This is a genomic window from Vibrio qingdaonensis (genome assembly GCF_026191675.1).
GTDB classification, from domain to species: Bacteria; Pseudomonadota; Gammaproteobacteria; order Enterobacterales; family Vibrionaceae; genus Vibrio; species Vibrio qingdaonensis.
This window is the reverse complement of sequence record NZ_JAKRRY010000015.1, coordinates 99,017-117,086: the sequence shown is the minus strand read 5'-3', so window position 1 is coordinate 117,086 and position 18,070 is coordinate 99,017. Positions and strand designations below refer to the sequence as shown.

Annotated in this window: 15 protein-coding genes; 7 read left to right on the top strand and 8 right to left on the bottom strand. The window is 44.6% G+C overall.

Going from position 1 to position 18,070, the window contains the following annotated elements; translation table 11 throughout:
• Positions 1 to 66 precede the first annotated feature (66 nt).
• From MD535_RS12800 to MD535_RS12770, 7 genes are all read right to left on the bottom strand, one after another.
• Positions 67 to 546, bottom strand: a complete 480-nt coding sequence (locus MD535_RS12800) for an arginine repressor (RefSeq protein ID WP_265675408.1) — start codon at positions 544 to 546, stop codon at positions 67 to 69.
• Positions 547 to 869: 323 nt separating this feature from the next.
• Positions 870 to 1,334 carry an aspartate carbamoyltransferase regulatory subunit gene (pyrI, locus tag MD535_RS12795; RefSeq protein ID WP_265675407.1) on the bottom strand — a complete coding sequence of 155 codons (465 nt, stop codon included), beginning with the start codon at positions 1,332 to 1,334 and terminating at the stop codon, positions 870 to 872.
• Positions 1,335 to 1,347: 13 nt separating this feature from the next.
• On the bottom strand, positions 1,348 to 2,283 hold the full coding sequence (gene pyrB / locus MD535_RS12790; protein WP_265675406.1) for an aspartate carbamoyltransferase: 936 nt from the start codon (positions 2,281 to 2,283) through the stop codon (positions 1,348 to 1,350).
• A 402-nt stretch (positions 2,284 to 2,685) separates the two neighbouring features.
• Positions 2,686 to 3,696 carry an ornithine carbamoyltransferase gene (locus MD535_RS12785; RefSeq protein WP_265675405.1) on the bottom strand — a complete coding sequence of 337 codons (1,011 nt, stop codon included), beginning with the start codon at positions 3,694 to 3,696 and terminating at the stop codon, positions 2,686 to 2,688.
• A gap of 120 nt (positions 3,697 to 3,816) precedes the next feature.
• The gene (arcC, locus tag MD535_RS12780; protein WP_265675404.1) at positions 3,817 to 4,728 is read right to left on the bottom strand and encodes a carbamate kinase; all 912 of its coding nucleotides are present in this window, start codon (positions 4,726 to 4,728) and stop codon (positions 3,817 to 3,819) included.
• Between the two features lie 87 nt (positions 4,729 to 4,815).
• Positions 4,816 to 6,036 carry an arginine deiminase gene (arcA, locus tag MD535_RS12775; RefSeq protein ID WP_265675403.1) on the bottom strand — a complete coding sequence of 407 codons (1,221 nt, stop codon included), beginning with the start codon at positions 6,034 to 6,036 and terminating at the stop codon, positions 4,816 to 4,818.
• A 918-nt stretch (positions 6,037 to 6,954) separates the two neighbouring features.
• Positions 6,955 to 8,406 carry a YfcC family protein gene (locus MD535_RS12770; RefSeq protein ID WP_265675402.1) on the bottom strand — a complete coding sequence of 484 codons (1,452 nt, stop codon included), beginning with the start codon at positions 8,404 to 8,406 and terminating at the stop codon, positions 6,955 to 6,957.
• A 699-nt stretch (positions 8,407 to 9,105) separates the two neighbouring features.
• Between MD535_RS12770 and MD535_RS12765 the strand changes: the two genes are divergently transcribed.
• The 4 genes from MD535_RS12765 to pstB all read left to right on the top strand — a co-directional run bounded on the left by MD535_RS12765 (position 9,106) and on the right by pstB (position 12,672).
• Positions 9,106 to 9,927, top strand: a complete 822-nt coding sequence (locus tag MD535_RS12765) for a phosphate ABC transporter substrate-binding protein (RefSeq protein WP_265675401.1) — start codon at positions 9,106 to 9,108, stop codon at positions 9,925 to 9,927.
• 92 nt (positions 9,928 to 10,019) lie between these two features.
• Positions 10,020 to 10,952: a phosphate ABC transporter permease subunit PstC gene (gene pstC, locus MD535_RS12760; protein ID WP_265675400.1), complete on the top strand. Its 933-nt coding sequence runs from the start codon at positions 10,020 to 10,022 to the stop codon at positions 10,950 to 10,952.
• 5 nt (positions 10,953 to 10,957) lie between these two features.
• Entirely contained in the window at positions 10,958 to 11,821 is an 864-nt protein-coding gene (pstA, locus tag MD535_RS12755) for a phosphate ABC transporter permease PstA (protein WP_265675399.1), read from the top strand.
• A gap of 101 nt (positions 11,822 to 11,922) precedes the next feature.
• Positions 11,923 to 12,672, top strand: coding sequence for a phosphate ABC transporter ATP-binding protein PstB (gene pstB, locus MD535_RS12750; protein ID WP_265675398.1), 750 nt, complete (start codon positions 11,923 to 11,925; stop codon positions 12,670 to 12,672).
• A gap of 200 nt (positions 12,673 to 12,872) precedes the next feature.
• Here pstB and MD535_RS12745 read toward each other — a convergent pair whose 3' ends face one another.
• The gene (locus tag MD535_RS12745; RefSeq protein WP_265675397.1) at positions 12,873 to 14,087 is read right to left on the bottom strand and encodes an MFS transporter; all 1,215 of its coding nucleotides are present in this window, start codon (positions 14,085 to 14,087) and stop codon (positions 12,873 to 12,875) included.
• A 135-nt stretch (positions 14,088 to 14,222) separates the two neighbouring features.
• On the opposite strand from MD535_RS12745, the gene MD535_RS12740 reads away from it, so the two are divergent.
• Genes MD535_RS12740 through fhuB form a run of 3 tightly spaced genes read left to right on the top strand, consistent with a single transcriptional unit; the run spans position 14,223 to position 17,954 of the window.
• Positions 14,223 to 14,990: an ABC transporter ATP-binding protein gene (locus MD535_RS12740; protein WP_265675396.1), complete on the top strand. Its 768-nt coding sequence runs from the start codon at positions 14,223 to 14,225 to the stop codon at positions 14,988 to 14,990.
• 49 nt (positions 14,991 to 15,039) lie between these two features.
• The gene (locus MD535_RS12735) at positions 15,040 to 15,954 is read left to right on the top strand and encodes an ABC transporter substrate-binding protein (RefSeq protein ID WP_265675395.1); all 915 of its coding nucleotides are present in this window, start codon (positions 15,040 to 15,042) and stop codon (positions 15,952 to 15,954) included.
• A gap of 8 nt (positions 15,955 to 15,962) precedes the next feature.
• Positions 15,963 to 17,954, top strand: a complete 1,992-nt coding sequence (gene fhuB / locus MD535_RS12730; RefSeq protein WP_265675415.1) for a Fe(3+)-hydroxamate ABC transporter permease FhuB — start codon at positions 15,963 to 15,965, stop codon at positions 17,952 to 17,954.
• The last annotated feature ends 116 nt before the right edge of the window (positions 17,955 to 18,070 follow it).

Here is an 18,070-nt window from a genome sequence, read left to right as displayed (position 1 = left end):
TCGTTAGAGGCTTTTTTTATGGGTTGTTTATAAAAGGTGTTTACATCGATGTTTGCTCTATCTAGCCTATTGTACCCCTAACCGAATTCGCACGATCTGTTCACATTTATCAATCTCAGCGATGCTTTTAGGGATCACCAGCACAGTATCATTACCGCCGACCGTACCCAGAATTTCATTATGGGGGTCGATATCAACTAATCTAGCGATAAGTTGAGCGCTACCTGGGTGAGTTTTGACGACCACGACGGCTTGGTTATGGGTAATGAACTCTATCTGCGATGAGATCGAAGATTCAACGCGTACTGGCGCATTCTCGACGGTTAAGCAGTATGCTTTTTTACCACATGCATTTTGGACTTTGATAACCCCTAGTTGGGAAAGCAATCGCGATACGGTGGATTGGCTTATTCCAACAAAGCCGATACTGACTAAGGCTTCTCGTAACTTATTCTGGGTCGTAAAGCTCTGTTGCTGTAATAGTTTCTTGCACGCAGCCGTGAGTGTTTTGTCATCGGCTTCGGTTAATTCAAGAGTCTCGTTCATAGTAACTCCTTCTTATATGGAATGAACGAACCTTTCCTTGTTGTGACACACTCCAAGCCCTTGGAGTGAGAAAATCTTTTATATGAAGCTAAGAAGTCCGGATGTAGAGCTAGCCAAATAGTCTGTGTTAATTAAAGTGCTTTGCAACCGTATCATCTGATCTTAGCTTCCTAAACTTTGTAGATCTTCTGGTATTCTAACACTTAATGGTTATTAATAAGTGACGGTGAGTTAACATTATTGATATTCTTTTTTTTGTGTTGAAATGGATATTTATTCAGCTTTTAGGATAAATACCCATAATCAACATTAAGCCATCTGGATTATTTTTTCTCTTTTACGATGCTTCGAGAGAATACTTTTTCACAATAATGACATTTTAATTGAATATCACGGTTTTTATTTACGACATAAAAGCGGCTCTCAACCGGTTCGCCATGCGAAATACAATTACTGTTCGGGCATTGAAATATACTTTCAATTTGGTGGGGTAATTCAAGCGTGAGCTTATTGACGACATTGTACTCTTCTATTTGATTAACGGTAGCTTGAGGAGCATATAGTGCAAGCTGATTCGCCTGATCTTCGGTCAGATAAATATTCTCTATTTTAATGATATCTTTGGCACCTAGTGCCGATGACGGAAGATTGAGGCCAATGGTGACCCGCTGTTCACTTTTGTGCATCTTGAACAGTTTTAGTATTTTTATGCCTACATTAGCAGGGATATGGTCGATAACTGAACCATTGCGAATGGCTTCTACCTGAAGTTTGGTTTGCTTAGTCATAGTTCGGCTCCTTTTACACGTGTAGAGATTCAGATAGAACAAGGGCAAGCAGAGCCTCTCGGGCGTAAACCCCATTCTCTGCTTGTTGGAAGTAATAGGCGTGTGGTGTTTTATCAACATCGGTTGTGATTTCATCGACACGAGGAAGCGGATGAAGCACTCTTAAGTTAGGCCGTGCTCCTTTTAACGTCTCCGTTGTGAGTATAAAGGCAGACTTAATATGAGCGTATTCAGATTCGTCAAATCGTTCTTTTTGCACTCGGGTCATATACAGTACATCCAGCTCAGGTGCGACTTCTTCTATGTTGGAGTGCAGGCTGTAACGGATATCGGCTTGGTCAAGATCCTCACAGATATAATCTGGCATCGCTAAAGCATCAGGTGCGATAAAGAAAAAGCGAATGTTATTAAATTTAGCCAGTGCTTGGGTGAGTGAGTGCACGGTGCGTCCGTATTTTAGATCCCCGACAAAAGCTACGTTCAAGTTATCAAGCGTCCCTTGTGTTTCATAGATAGAAAATAGGTCGAGCAAGGTTTGGGTTGGGTGCTGGTTAGCCCCATCACCGCCATTAATGATAGGAACGTGATTGGAAAACTCAGAGGCGAGTCTTGCAGCACCTTCTTGAGGATGACGCATGACAAAAGCATCGACGTAAGAAGCGATGACTTGAACGGAGTCTGCAAGAGTTTCGCCTTTTTTAGCTAGGGAGGTGTTGCCGCCATTATCGAAGCCAATGACCGTTCCTCCTAAGCGCTGGACAGCAGTTTCAAAAGAGAGGCGGGTTCGAGTTGATGGCTCGAAGAAGCAACTAGCGATGACTTTGTTCTTAAGCAGCTCCGGATTGGGCTCCGCCTTGAGGCGTGTAGCGGTTTCTACAATCAGCTCCAACTCTTTACGACTAAGCTCCGGTATAGAAATGATGTGTTTATTAAATAGTGAATGTGGCATGACACATTTCTCCTTAATTATAGCCAATTAGATATAAAAAAGCCTCCTATGAAGAGGAGGCTATTTAGTACAACAACAATGAAAGAAATTATTTGTTGAGTTTTTATTTTTAGAGTCGATAAGTGGGTGGCTCTTATTTTTCATGAATAATCTCTCGTCAATTTATATAGATTATACGGTGAAATTACTATCGTTCAATATGCTTGGTAAAGTATCCATAAATTGGATAATTATCCAAACTGCCATCCTTTTTAGTCCCTGCCAGAGGCCTTGTTTATCTATATTGATGAATAGAATAAAGGGGATGTCAGTAAGGGAAAGTGAAAAATTATGCGAGCCTTATTCATAGTTACCTTAATGGTATATTTGTAAATAAGGCTCGGCTTGTAAACGAGATAATAATTAGTCGCCTAGCGTTGCAACCATCACCGCTTTGATGGTGTGCATTCTGTTTTCTGCTTCATCAAAAACAATCGAGTGCTCAGATTCCACTACCTCATCAGTGACTTCACACCCTTGCGCCAAGATAGGGTAGTCTTTAGCAAGAGATTTACCAACAACGGTATCTTCGCCATGGAACGCCGGTAAGCAATGCATAAACTTCACGTGTGGGTTACCCGTAGCCTTTAGCATGTCCATGTTCACTTGATACGGAAGCATTAAGTTAATGCGCTCAGCCCACGCTTCTTTTGCTTCTCCCATTGATACCCAAACGTCAGTATAAAGGAAATCACAGCCTTGAACGCCTTCGCTTACGTCGTCTGTCAGCGTGATTTTCGCACCAGTCTGCGTCGCAATCTCTTGGCATTGAGCCACTAAAGAAGCTTCAGGCCAGAACTGCTTTGGTGCGACAAGGCGAATATCCATACCCATTTTCGCCGCGCCCACCATCAATGAATTACCCATGTTGTTACGAGCATCACCCAAGTAAGCAAACTTGATTTCATGCAATTGCTTGCCACGACCATGCTCCATCATCGTTAAGAAGTCAGCGAGGATTTGAGTTGGGTGGAATTCATCCGTCAAACCATTCCAAACTGGAACGCCAGCGTAAGCACCTAGCTCTTCGACGATTTCTTGTCCAAAGCCACGATACTCAATGCCATCGTACATTCTGCCTAGAACGCGAGCTGTGTCTTTCATGGATTCTTTGTGGCCGATTTGTGAGCCTGTTGGGCCAAGGTAAGAAACTTGAGCGCCTTGGTCAAACGCCGCGACTTCGAATGCACAGCGCGTACGTGTGGATGTTTTTTCAAAGATGAGAGCGATATTTTTGCCTTTTAGGCGCGGCTGCTCGTAGCCATTGTATTTGGCTTTTTTAAGCTCAGCTGACAAGTCTAAAAAGTGCTGAATTTCACGTGGAGTAAAATCAAGTAGTTTAAGGAAGTTACGGTTACGAAGATTAAAAGCCATGATGATTTCCTTTTTGATTAGTCGCGATGCATGCGACCGATATTATCTATGTGATGATAGAGTTCAGTTAGGTATTGAGTATGTTGAACTCTATCTAGTGATTTGTTTGTAAATAGGCGGTTAGCCTTTGACAATATTGGTGCCAGCAGTCCCTTCTAGGATCTTAATTCCTTGCTCTAGTGAACCGATACCAACTACTTTTCCGCCATGGTTGATGAATTCACATGAGGCTTCAATTTTGGGTCCCATTGAGCCTGCATCGAATTGGTGTTTCGCGAGTTCACTTGGTGTGGTTGAGCGCAGCGCGTGTTGGGTTGGTTTACCCCAATCAAGGTAGACGGCGTCGGCGTCGGTTAGGATCAATAGAGCATCGGCGTTGAGTTGTCTTGCTAGGTACGCCGCTGACATGTCTTTGTCGATGACGGCTTCGACACCAACAAGCTTGCCATTCTCTCTTTTGACTGGAATACCACCACCGCCAGTACAAATGACCAAGTGTCCTTGGTCAATGAGCGTAGTGATTGCCTCATGTTCAACGATGCCAGTAGGCTGAGGGCTAGGGACGACGCGGCGGAAGAATTCGCCATCGGGTTTTACGGTCCAGTTGAATTTCTCGGCTAACTCGCACGCTTCTTCTTTGCTATAAACCGGGCCAATCGGTTTGGTCGGGTCAGCAAAAGCGGGATCGTTTGGATCAACCGTCATTTGTGTCAGCATGCATGTAACATTAACTGCAGGCATTTGATTTTTGAACTCTTGCATCAGCATGTAGCCAATCATGCCTTGGGTTTCACTGCCTAGTACGTCAAGTGGGTACGGGTTGACTTTCTTGTACTCCAGGCCTTGTAGCGCCAGTAATCCTACTTGTGGACCGTTGCCATGAACGAGGACGACATTATATTCTTCGGCAATTTTGGAAATGGTGTTTACGGCAATTTCTATATTATGACGTTGCACGTCAGCTTCTAGTGGCTCGCCTCGGCGCAATAATGCGTTTCCACCAAGGGCAACAACAATGGTTTGTTTAGTCATGATTTAACTTCCTATTACTAGGGCAAAGTGGTTCGCTTTGCCCATAGAGATATATGAGAGTGACGTAGTCTTGTCTATTCGTGCTTTTTAGATGCCATCTCGTTCAATTGGGCAGCTCATGCAGCGAGCACCACCACGTCCACGCCCTAACTCATCGCCAGGAATTGGTAGTACTGTGATACCAGCCTTGTCGTATTTCTCATTGGTATAGGTATTACGTTCGTAACCGATAACCACACCCGGCTTCACCGTCAGCACGTTATTCGCGTCATTCCACTGTTCACGCTCTGCTTCGAAGTTATCGCCACCTGTTGTGATGAGGTTGAGTTTGTCGACTTGCAGGGCCTTCTCAATCGTATGAATGTAGGAGTCTTGCTGTTTGGCTTTGACAAAACCGGATTCATCACCCGTTAGACTCCAGCATTTCACATCGTCAGGAATGACATTTGGGTAAACGGAGAAGGTATCTTCACGCATGTGTGTCATAACGGTATCTAAATGCATGCATGAGCGATCTTTCGGGAGTTCAAGGGCGATAATTTGTTTCGCTTGGCCGTGTTTGAACAACCCGGATGCCAGTTGTTCTACCCCTTGAGGAGTGGTTCTTTCAGACATACCGATTAATACTGAGCCCTTGCCGATGACAAGTACGTCGCCACCTTCAATGGTAGAGCGGTCATAGGATTTTTCTTCGTCTCCGAAATACTTGACAAAATCTTGGCCAGCAAAGGTTGGGTGCCAGCGATAGATAGCCCTGACATGGTTGGTCTCTCTTTGACGAGCGACTTTAGCCATTGGGTTGATTGAAACACCGCCATAAACCCAGCAAGACGTATCACGAGTGAATAAGTGATTAGGCAGTGGGTCGATAATGAAATCGGTTGGTTTATGCATAGACTGCAATATAGAGGAAGATCTCATTGGCATTTCACCAAAGGATAAGCCGCCAGTCAGTATCTTCGCTAACTCTAGGTTAGGAATGTCGCCAAGGTAGCAACGAACGTCATTGGCAAAGGTAGGGCCAAAACGATAATTAGAGATCTGTGTATTCAATAACCATTCTTTTGCTTCTGGTACGGCAAGTGTTTCTGCAAGTAAGTTAGTGAGTAGTAAGACTTCAACGCCTTGGTCTCTTAACGTTTGTGCAAATACATCATGCTCATCGCCAGCGCGCTCTACGGACAATACGTCGTCGAACAGCAAGTCGTGGCAGTTAGAAGGCGTTAAGTGAGTAAGAGCGCGTCTTGGGCGATGAATTAGTACGCGACGTAGTTGACCAACTTCTGAACCGACATAAAGTTTATTCATGATCTTATCTCTCTTATTATATGACGGTTATTGATTGTTAATAAACCATCATAGTTAGGGTACGTTTTATTTATTAGCTTTGTCGTGGTGTTATTTATATTACTCAATATTCGAAGTGATTATTTGAGTTCAATCACAAATGTATTTTATTGCTCAAAACCTGAAATGACCTGTTAAATAACAATATGTATTCAGCGTGGATTTACGCATGCTAAAATTTAATAGCTAGTTGAATGGAATAATATTCATATTTCATTCAATCTGAGTGTTGTTTTGGTTTGCAGGCAGAATTTCATGCAATTGCAAAATCACTAAAGTGCGACCTGTGAGAGTATTTATGCACTCATAACCGCTAGATATATTATTTTTCAATGTGAATTAATAATTTTGCAACAAACTTAGTGTGGTAATTTGTTACTTATATCACAGTTTTATGCTGGTGGGGTTTCAGTTTTTAAGATGTGTCATTAAAAATTCTAATTAATATGACTTACCTATATTAATCCCAAGGTAAAAGAATATTAATAGGATTCTTTATTGATAGAGTATCGAATTAAGTTCGATAGTAAAATGACAAAGTTGAAGCGAATATATTTGCCAATGAGCTTAATTGGTGTGATGAAAGAGAACGTATAAAAGCGCGTGGTCTAAGCCTATGGCACTGGTGAGCCGCACGTGGTCGCTTTAAGGTTTTGTCTGTACCTTAGTAGGATTTAGCGTTTAGCACGGTGTGTTCGCGTTTAGATGTGAGTAGAGAGATGTAATGAAGGGCTAAGGTTAGCGATATACAAACGCAACACATCCTGATAGAGCGATGTGTTGCGTTAGGTCGTGTCCGCTATATATTTGTAGTGGTTAACTAAAATTGCAATATAGAGGAGCCTTGTATTTAGGTGTATTTGTATTAGCTGCGTTTCATTACGCGATTAGCGCACCGATACTGAGCACGATGACACAAAATACGGTCAAAATTCCGAGTAATGGTGCGACCCACTTAACCCATCGAACATAGGGCACTTTGGCAATCGCAAGACCACCCATAACCACGGCGGATGTTGGGGTGATGAGATTGACCAGTCCCGATGCTGATTGATATGCCGTGATCACGAGCTCACGTCCAACGCCAGCAAAATCGGCTAATGGCGCCATGATTGGCATGGTAAGAACAGCAAGTCCCGACGTTGATGGTACTAGGAATGACAGCAGTATTTCTAAAAAGAACATCACATTAATAAATACGACTGAAGACAGACCGGTAATCATATGCTCTGCTGAATTCAGAATGGTATCTGTAATCATTCCACGGTCCATAATCACGACGATGCCGCGTGCGATACCAATAATGAGTGCAACGCCAAGAAGGTCTCGTGCGCCATCAATAAAGCTATTGGTAAAATCTTCTTCGCTCATTCTTGCGACGAGCCCAACCAGAATAGTCGCGGCGAGGAACATCGCAGATATTTCGGCCATCCACCAACCGGCGACAGATACACCATAAATCATGACAGCAAAAGAACCCGCGAAGATAGCTAAGATGACTTTGCGTGTCATGGTAAATTCGAGTTTTTCTCCGTTTTGATTGCCAAGAAAATGTGCTTTGTTCTCTTCATATTTGTCGTATACGATCGACTTAGTTTGGTCTTTTTGTACCATTCTAGCGTAGCGCATGACATAGGCGACACAAATCCCCCAGCCGGCAACCAACATGAATACGCGCAGCATTATACCGTCGGTAAAGGGTATTCCCGAAGCATTGGCAGCAATAACCGTCGCAAATGGGTTAATGGTTGAGCCTAGTACGCCTATACCAGCACCAAGGAGTACGGTTGCCGCAGCGACCAATGGATCGAAGCGAGCCGCCATCATGACTGGGACTAACAAGGTATAAAAGGGGAGAGACTCTTCCGCCATGCCATACACTGTGCCACCTGCCGCGAATAACGCCATCAGGATTGGAATCATGAGCTCTTCTCGGCCATGTAGCCGAGCGGTGACACGTTCAATACCTGCATCAATGGCGCCAGTTTTCGTCACCAACCCTAGAAAACCACCAATAACTAAGATAAATAAAGAGACATCAATAGCGGCGGCTTCATAGGTATTGTGGTCGTAGAAACCATCAATGGGTGCCAGTAAGACATCAATGACACCTTGTGGATTACTTTCAACAGATTGATACGTTCCGGTGACAGGCACTTCACGACCTAGGTCATCGTTCATTACTCGGTCATATTGCCCAGCAGGAATTATCCAAGTCAACATTGCCACGAGTGCAATTAAGATAAATAGAATGGTATAAGCGGATGGGAACTTGAAATTAGCAAAGAACCCCCGTTTATTGGTTTTTTGGGGTATCGTTTGTGTAGTCATAGCTTTCTCCTTATTCTATCCAGTGACCACCAAATAGAACGCCAGTAGAATATATTAAGTTATATCAAGTACCACGTTGAAACTAATAATATAAATATAGAAAGCAAACTTCTTGTATTAAGAAGTGTTAGTGCAGGTAGTTTATGATTAATGGATGAAAGTAACTATGTAGTTGTTCACAAAAAATCGAGTTTAGAATAGAAGCGGAAATCGTAGTCTTAAATAAGCTGGATAAGATTGATGATATCTCGCATCAATATTCATAGATTAACAACTAACGTAACTATCATTACTTAAGTATAGAGCCACAAAGCAATTTGTCCGAAATTCTATTCATCCTGGTTATCAAGCGACCATAAAAACAAATCGGAGCTATTGTTGATTTAAATCAATTGAATGATGACTGCGTTTCCTAAGCAGTAAAGAGACGCAACGACTCTGGTTTATGACAGCCAACAGGTTAAATGGTCGAGAAATGTGACAACTATACTCAGTTGAAAGTCATCTTTTTGGCGATAAAAGCATCAGTACTGTCTGCAACTTACTGAATTTATGGCTAATGACTGTTTTTTGCTCCGCGTAAAAAAAATGGCACTGTCATACACCTTTCAATTTAGTGAAACACAACTGTCATATTTAGCCTCTAATCTTGACCTCGTTGAAATGAAACAGGCAATCAAGCCAATAAAGGAAATTGTGATGAAAAAGACAGTTATCGGTGCTATCGCACTACTAGGCGCACTCGCAGTGACTCCAGCTTCAGCTAAAGAAACTATCTCTGCGGTAGGTTCTAGCAGCGTAACGCCACTGATGGAAGTTTTCTCAGAAACATATATGAAGCAACACTCAAACGTTTACATTGAAGTCCAAGGACCGGGTTCTTCTGCAGGCGTTAAAGCAGCGAAAAACGGTTCTGCTGATTTAGGCATGTCTTCTCGTAACCTTAAAGCGGAAGAAAAAGAGTCGACTCTAGTAGAAGAAGTTGTTGCTCGTGACGGCATCGCGGTTGTTGTTAACCCAGCGAACGACCTAAAGGGTCTGACAGCTGAGCAAGTAACGGCTATCTATAAAGGTGACGTGACTAACTGGAAAGATGTTGGCGGTGCTGATAAGCCTATCGTTGCTATCACTCGTGACACAGCGTCAGGTACTCGCGGTGCATTTGAAGACATCATGAGCCTTAAGCAAAAAATCAGTGGCATGAAAGTAACTGCTATCTCTCAGCGTGCTCAAGTTGCTAACGGTAACGGCGCACTAAAAACAATGGTAGCAAGCAACCCATACGCTATCGGTTACATCTCTCTAGGCACGGTTGACCAATCCGTTCATGCTCTAGAAATCGATGGCACACCAGCAACAGTAGACAACGTGAAAAACGGCTCTTACAAAGTAGCGCGTCCATTCCTTGTCTTATACAAAGAAGGTAAGCCTTCAGCAGAAACTCAAAAATTCCTAGATTGGATGCTTGAAGATGACGCTCAAGCGCTAGTAGAACAGAAAGGTTACATCTCAGTAAACTAATCTGTAAGTAAAGAATCAATATTGCTCAGCCCACACTTTGGGGCTGGGCCTTTTCTCTATCTTTCGAATTATCGACAAATAGAAGTTTAATTATGACCATCGCAACAAATAGTGAGAAGCTTATGAGCGAACAAGCGACTCAAGCTGCAGCACGTAGCCTGAAGGCCAAGAAAAAAGTCGACTGGAAAGAACGTATTTTCCACGGACTGTTTTTATCCAGCGCAGTGATTGGCATTGTTTCCCTTGCCGTTATCGCCTACTTCATTGTTCGAGAAAGTATTCCAGCGTTCCAAGCTGCGGGTGTTTCTGGAATCGTCCTAGGTCAAAACTGGTTACCACCTGCGTTATACGGTGTTGCAACGATGATTGTTGCTTCCGTTGTATCCACGCTTGGTGCCGTTGTAGTTGGTGTGCCAATTGGCGTATTAACGGCCATCTTTATTGCTGAAATTGCCCCGAAACGAGTGGCGGATATCATTCGCCCTGCCGTGGAACTGTTAGCGGGTATCCCATCAGTGGTGTACGGTTTCTTCGGTCTGGTTATTATCGTTCCGTTAATTCAGCAAGTGTTTCAAGTACCAGCAGGTAACACGATCCTAGCCGGTATTATCGTGTTAGGCATTATGATTCTCCCAACGGTTATTACGGTTTCTGAAACCTCAATTCGTGCGGTACCTCATGCGTATAAAGAAGGCTCTTTAGCGTTAGGGGCTTCAAAGATATTCACTATCTTTAAGCTACTCGTACCGGCGGCGCGTTCCGGCATCATGACGGGCGTCATTTTGGGTATTGGTCGTGCATTGGGTGAAACCATGGCAATCATCATGGTGATGGGTAATGCCCCTGCGATGCCAGAAGGGATTTTAGACTCTGCTCGTACCCTGACAGCGAACATTGCCATTGAAATGTCCTATGCAAGTGGCATTCACGCCAATGCACTGTACGCGACGGGCGTTGTGTTATTGGTCTTCATTATGATGCTCAATGCTGCACTATTGTACTTGAACCGTGAAAAAGCGAAGTAACGATTATGGATACTGTAAAACTAAAACAAGCACGTAAGAATAAAGATACGTTGCTGAGTGTATTTGTTTGGGCGTCTGCAGCCCTTACCGTTGGATTTTTGTTTTGGATTATTTGGTACATTTTATCCAATGGTCTTCAACATGTAAGCTGGAGTTTCATTACCGACGATTACACTCGTACCGGCGATGAGCACGGCATTTTCCCGATGATCATCTCAACAATTTACATGGTGATTGCGTCTATTGCAGTGGCAGCACCTCTTGGCATCATGACAGCAATCTACTTGACCGAATATGCCAAAGTTGGCAGTAAATTGGTTAAAGTGATTCGTTTCTGTACCGAGTCTCTAGCAGGTATTCCATCGATTATCTTTGGCTTGTTTGGTATGACGTTCTTCGTTGCCATTCTAGGCCTTGGCTTCTCGATTTTGTCCGGTGCGCTTACATTAAGTATTTTGATTCTTCCGGTCATTATTCGTACTACTGAAGAAGCCTTAATGTCGGTACCACAAACTTACCGTGAAGGGTCTTACGGTTTGGGTGCCTCAAAAATCTATACTATCTGGCGCTTAATCTTGCCAAGTGCAATGCCAGGTATCTTAACGTCGGTCATTCTTAGTATTGGTCGTGTCATTGGTGAGTCAGCGCCTGTGTTCTTAACAGCAGGCATGGTAGCCCGAATCCCAGATTCACTATTGGATTCAGGCCGTACCTTAACGGTTCACTTATACAAACTCACGACTGAGCTGTTTACTATTGAAGAGTGGAACCAAGCCTACGGTACCGCCACAGTGCTTATCGTATTAGTGCTACTAATCAACATGGTAACCAAGTTGATTGCAAGCCGCTTTAACACGGCAACCTATTAATAGACACGCCAGTTCGAATAGCAGAACGTCTGCAACGTCACCAGAACACAAAGAGTGCACGTTGCAAAACCACGACATTAAGAATGAAGAGATTATAGATAATGAACAAATTTAACATTGAAAACCTAAACCTATTTTATGGTGAGAACCAAGCGCTTAAATCGATCAACTTGCCTATCCCAACCCGTCAAGTGACGGCGCTGATTGGCCCTTCTGGTTGTGGCAAGTCAACATTGCTGCGTTGCTTGAATCGTATGAATGATTTGATTGAAGGCGTTAAAATTAACGGTTTGCTTGAAATGGATGGCACAGACATCTACGGCAATATCGATGTATCAGATTTACGTATCCGAGTAGGCATGGTATTCCAAAAACCAAACCCATTTCCAATGAGTATTTACGAGAACGTGGCGTTTGGTTTGCGTGCTCAAGGCATTAAAGACAAGAAGCACATCGACATGGTCGTTGAGCGTTCATTACGCGGCGCGGCGCTTTGGGATGAGGTAAAAGACCGTCTTAAGTCGCACGCATTTGGTCTTTCTGGCGGTCAGCAGCAACGTTTGTGTATCGCGCGTACTATTGCAATGGAGCCGGATGTCATCTTAATGGATGAGCCAACGTCGGCACTCGATCCTATTGCAACGCATAAGATCGAAGAGTTGATGGAAGAGCTTAAAAAAGACTACACCATTGTTATTGTGACTCACTCGATGCAGCAAGCTCGTCGTATTTCAGATCGCACTGCTTTCTTCTTAATGGGTGAGTTGGTCGAGCATAACGATACTCAAGTGATCTTCTCTAACCCTAGTGATGATCGTACTCAAGGTTACGTGAACGGTGACTTTGGTTAACTTTAACGTTTTTGTCGTTATCTTGATGGAGCGGATGAGCGCACAAATTAAGATAACTCAAGCTAAATAATCACTATAACTATAAGCGATGGAACTTTTGCCCCTCTATATGAGGGGCTTTTTTTGTCTTGTAAGTAGGTATTTTTTGGGTAGCGATTATTTTTTCTAGTTTCTAGTTTCTAGTTTCTAGTTTCTAGTTTCTAGTTTCTAGTTTCTAGCCCTCGCTGAAAGGACATGGATGTGATGGTGGTAAATAACGCAACAGCAAATAATACGCTAAACCATAGGGGGTTAATGAATAGTGAAGTGCTTGCGGCGACAAAGAGCGCCGAGAGAGCAAAGCCTAAGGTGTGGCTGGTGGCCAGTAAACCACTGATCTGTCCCTGATGACCACTTTGTTTACTCATGGCTTTGGTCGTGTAGGCCGGGGTCAAGATGGCATTGCCCACAGACAATATACTGATGCCGATTAAATAGGCGGTGATGTTGGCAAAGAGAAACAGTGAATAGCCGATCATGAGTAACAGGCCACCCCAAAATAGCATTTGCTCCAGAGACAGTTTTTTCTTTTTGACGACCCCTATCTGGGTTGCGAGTGTGACGATCGCACTGAGGGTTAACAAGTATCCGACCCAATCAGAGAGAGATTCAGCCGAAAGGGAAGAGACTGCGCTTAGTAAAGGAGTGAGAGAGTAATGCAGCACACCCAGGGCCGAACAAAGTAACAGTGCAATGATGAGATAGCGTGGAATCGTCATGGTTATTGGCTTATCTAACACGGTGTGTGCCATGGGTTTTGGTGTCAATGCTGGTGTCATGAGGCAGACAACGAACAACCCTAAAGCGGCGAATCCGACCACTGTGATGGCGAACAAAGGGTCGAGTTTTATCAGAGCAACGGCCAATACAGGGCTAAGAACTCGGCCCATACTTAGCGATGCGCTGATGGAAGTGATAGCGGATAATCGATGTTGTTCCCCAACCGTTAATATCGCCCAATGCTGGCATGCTGGGACCAACCCAGAGACAGTAACCCCATAAACGATTCTTAGCATTGCGAGCAGCACTAGCGCTGCGGTGGTTGTCAGTAACGCTTTATCGAGGGCATACAAGATCGCGGCCATACCTGAAAAGCATAGAGAAAGCCCCAATAGCGCGGTTAAGACAATAGACTTAGGACCACGTCGATCACTGCGTTTTCCCCAGTAAGGTGCGGTAGGGATGAACAACACGGTTCCAATGGCAATTAGCACAGACCAACTTGCGATGGTGATGTCTGTGGTTGCCACCAGCGTTGGCAATGAGACAAGAAGAGCATTTTGCCCAAACCCAATAAGTGACGCAAATAAACAAATAGTGTAGAGCGATGTATTTGAAGCTCGTGCACTACCAGCAATGGACGTATCGTTAAGCATATCAATGAGTTTTCATAGGGTAATGACAGCAGACTTTAAAGTAATTATAATGCGGATACAAATTTTTCTCATTCGCAATCAAATTAATTTCGTCATTAATTAACGTTGCGCATAGCGCGAGATAGCTCCTAGATTATGTTTTCATTAAGGCAAGCCAGTTACCACATAGGGTCGCATGAAATATTAGCGCCGTTTGATTTGAGCTTTAACGCGGGTGAAGTGACCTCTTTGCTTGGACACAATGGCAGTGGAAAATCAAGTCTGATTAAATTGTTAAGCCGTCAAAACCAAGTGTCTTCAGGTGAAGTCATGCTAGAAGATCAAGATATTGAGGGTCTGACAGCAAAAGAGTTTGCAAAAAAAGTGGCATACCTTCCTCAGCACCCTCCTGTCACGGATGGCGTGACCGTTCGTGAGTTAGTGATGTTTGGCCGCTATCCTTGGAAAGGAGTGTTAGGGCGGTATACCCACGATGACCATCGTATTGTTGAAGAAGCGATTGACCGAGTGGGCTTAATGGCATTCGCAGATCGATTTGTCAGCACGCTTTCTGGAGGAGAGCGCCAACGGGCATGGGTCGCTATGCTATTGGCTCAGCAAACGTCGTGCATCTTGCTAGATGAACCTACGTCAGCATTGGATGTGACCCATCAATATGAATTACTAAAGCTGATCCGCGAGCTTAATCAAAGTTTAGGACTCACCGTGATCATGGTGATACACGACGTCAATATGGCCGCCCGGTTTAGCGACAGGCTAGTGGCACTCAAGCGAGGCAAAATCGTTGTTGATGGTGCCCCGAATGATGTGATGACAGAAGCATCGCTGAGTGAAATTTACGGCATGTCATTACGTATTTTTAAAGACCCTGAATCTTGCAACCTCATCAGTTACGTTCGTTAATAGAAATAGAAATAGAAATAGAAATAGAAACAGAATTAGGAATGCCAACGTGTTAACTCGAATTATCTCTACATTTTTTATGACGCTATGTCTTTTACTTTCAACGTCGACGTTTGCCCGCATGATTCAGCATGATTTAGGTGAGCAAGCGCTTAAAGGCATCCCAAAGCGAATTGTCGTGCTGGATTGGGCTTTGGCGGAATCTGTGCTGGCATTAGGCATTCAGCCTCTAGCCGTTGCTGATGTTCCAGGCTACCAAGATTGGGTAGGGGTGCCGACATTACCTTCAGACACGGTGGATGTGGGCTCTCGTCGAGAACCAAATTTGGAGCTGATTGCCAGCTTAAAACCTGATCTGATTATTATGAGTGCCCACCTCGCGCCTGCTTATGAAAAACTTAACTCGATCGCGCCCACGCTGGCCCTCACTATTTATAACGATAGCAAACAGCCGTATCAAAATGCCAAGCGTGTCATCCAGACATTCGGTGATGTTTTTGAACGCCAACAAGCCGCGCAGAGGTTGATTGATGACACCGCCGCTAAATTGGCAACGAACGGAGAGAAAGTGGCGCAGTGGCAAGATAGTCGTTCATTTATCATGATTCGTTTCATTGGTGACAAACACGTTAGGATCCATAGTGATGGCTCACTCATGAACGACACCATAGCGGCGATGTCGATGACCAACGGCTGGCAAGGTCCCACTAACAGCTGGGGTTTCTCTTCTGCTAGCGTTGAACAGTTAGCGAAGCATCAAAACAGTAATGTGTTGATCTTTGGTCCTTTGAGTGAGCAGGAACAAGCGACGCTCAATGGATCGCCATTATGGGGTGCGATGGCATTTACCCGAGAGCAGCGCGTGGCCATTGTTCCCAAGGTGTGGACGTTTGGTAGTTTAATCGCAATGCAAAGGTTGAGTGATGAAGTGGTCACTCGCGTTGCAGCGCTGCATGCGCAATAGGGCTGATGATGCAATTAGCCATTTCCTCATTAAAAACACAACAGAGCAGGTTTCATCTATTGGCGTTTATGACGCTGTTAGTCCTAGGCTGGCTGTTGGTTCACGCGCTTCCCTATCAGTTAACGTTATCTGAATGGCAGACCTTTCTGTTCCATCGTGACGATAGCGACTTTAGACAACTGATTCTGCATTTTACCTTCTTCCCACGTTTATCCATGGCCTTGGTTTGCGGTGCATCATTAGCCGTTGCCGGGTGTTTAATGCAGCACTTGTTGCAAAACCCCATGGCTTCTCCAACGACATTGGGTGTCGCGGCAGGTTCTGAGCTGGGTATGACCGCAAGCTTACTCGTGGGCTCCGTCGCTGGTGGGCTCACTCAATATATGTTTGCTTTCTCCGGAGGACTGCTTGCGGCGGGCTTAGTGTTTTTGCTAACCGCTAAAAAAGGCTTCGCACCACTACAAATGGTATTAGCAGGAATGGTTGTGACGCTGTTTCTAGGCGCGACGAACATGATGCTAGTGATGCTAAATGAGCAACAGTTAACCAGTTTGTTTGTTTGGGGCGCAGGCGCACTCACTCAGCAAGGTTGGGGAAATACGCAACTCGTTTTGGCTATTCTTACGCTTACTATTGTGGTGATTGTGGTGATTCAGCGACCACTTGCAGCGCTTGGACTCGGTAGTGAGGTGGCTGAGTCTTCAGGGGTGAATGTCGCTCGAGTCAGATTATTTGGGCTGACCTTATCGGTGCTCATTACCTCTATCGTTGTTGCAACGGTGGGCGTGATTGGTTTTATTGGCTTAGTTGCACCAACGGTCGCTAAAATGTTGGGTGCTCGCCGATTTATCCATCGTGTTTTCATCAGTGCTCTTGTTGGCGCGTTGTTGCTGCTTTTTGCTGATTTACTGATTCAACCATTCTCTGGCGTCTCTAGTGAGTTACTTCCCACTGGGGCAATAACCGCGTTGCTAGGCGCACCTTGTCTTTTATGGCTGCTCGCAACCAACAAGTTCTCAGCGAGCTTTAAAGCCGAAAATGTCGCGACGAAGCGCTATCATCCTCGCTCCTTTCTACGAATATCGAGCCTCCTTTGTTTGTTATTAGTTGCACTCTTTTGTATTGCTGTGTTTTTAGGGCGAACTCAAACAGGCTGGCAGCTCTCTTATGATTGGCGCATTATTGACCTAAGGCTCCCTAGGGTACTGGGGGCGATATTTGCAGGTTGTGGACTGGCGCTGGCTGGAACGATTGTGCAGAGGATTACCGTTAACCCAATGGCAAGCCCGGAAGTGATGGGTATTAGCTCGGGTGCGGCACTTGCTTTGGTTCTATGTGCATGGTTGGGTTTAACACCAACCAGAGCGGAACAAATTCTTTATGGTGGCATTGGTGCGGCGTTGGTGATGATGGCAATTCTTCAATTTAGCAAGCGATCCAATTATGCACCCACCCAGTTGTTATTGACGGGTATCGCCGTTAGCGCAGCGCTTGACGCCATTTTGAGGGTCGCTTTGTCATCGGGACAAGATAATGTGCAGGCGTTACTTACTTGGCTTTCGGGGTCTACTTATTTAGCGAGTTATCAAGACGTGCTGGCGTTAGCGTTGGGGGTGTTGGTTCTGGGAGGAGGGGCGTATTTGTCCTGCCGATGGTTAGACATACTCAATTTAGGGCAAACCTCCGCCGTTTCGGTTGGTATCAACACGAAACGAACGCGTTTAGTATTGCTAATTATGGCATCACTGCTGACGGCATTAGCCACATTAGTGATAGGTCCACTGAGCTTCGTTGGCTTACTTGCTCCGCACATTGCCAGGGGGCTTGGTCAATATCGAGCTCGCCATCAATTGGTGGTTAGCTGCTTAGTGGGCGCCAGTTTAATGGTTACAGCTGACTGGCTTGGCCGTACAGTATGGTTCCCTTGGCAGTTTCCGGCAGGGTTGATGGCGTCAGTCGTGGGCGGCGGATACTTTCTTTTGCTGCTGCGTAAGAATTAATACTATGGTTGAAGTGAGTCCTTTTCGCTATGAGTTTGAGAGTAACTCGATGAGTGAATAGTACTATGAACTCAAACTATCAATAATACTCATGTGAGTAAAGTCACAAAAAAAGG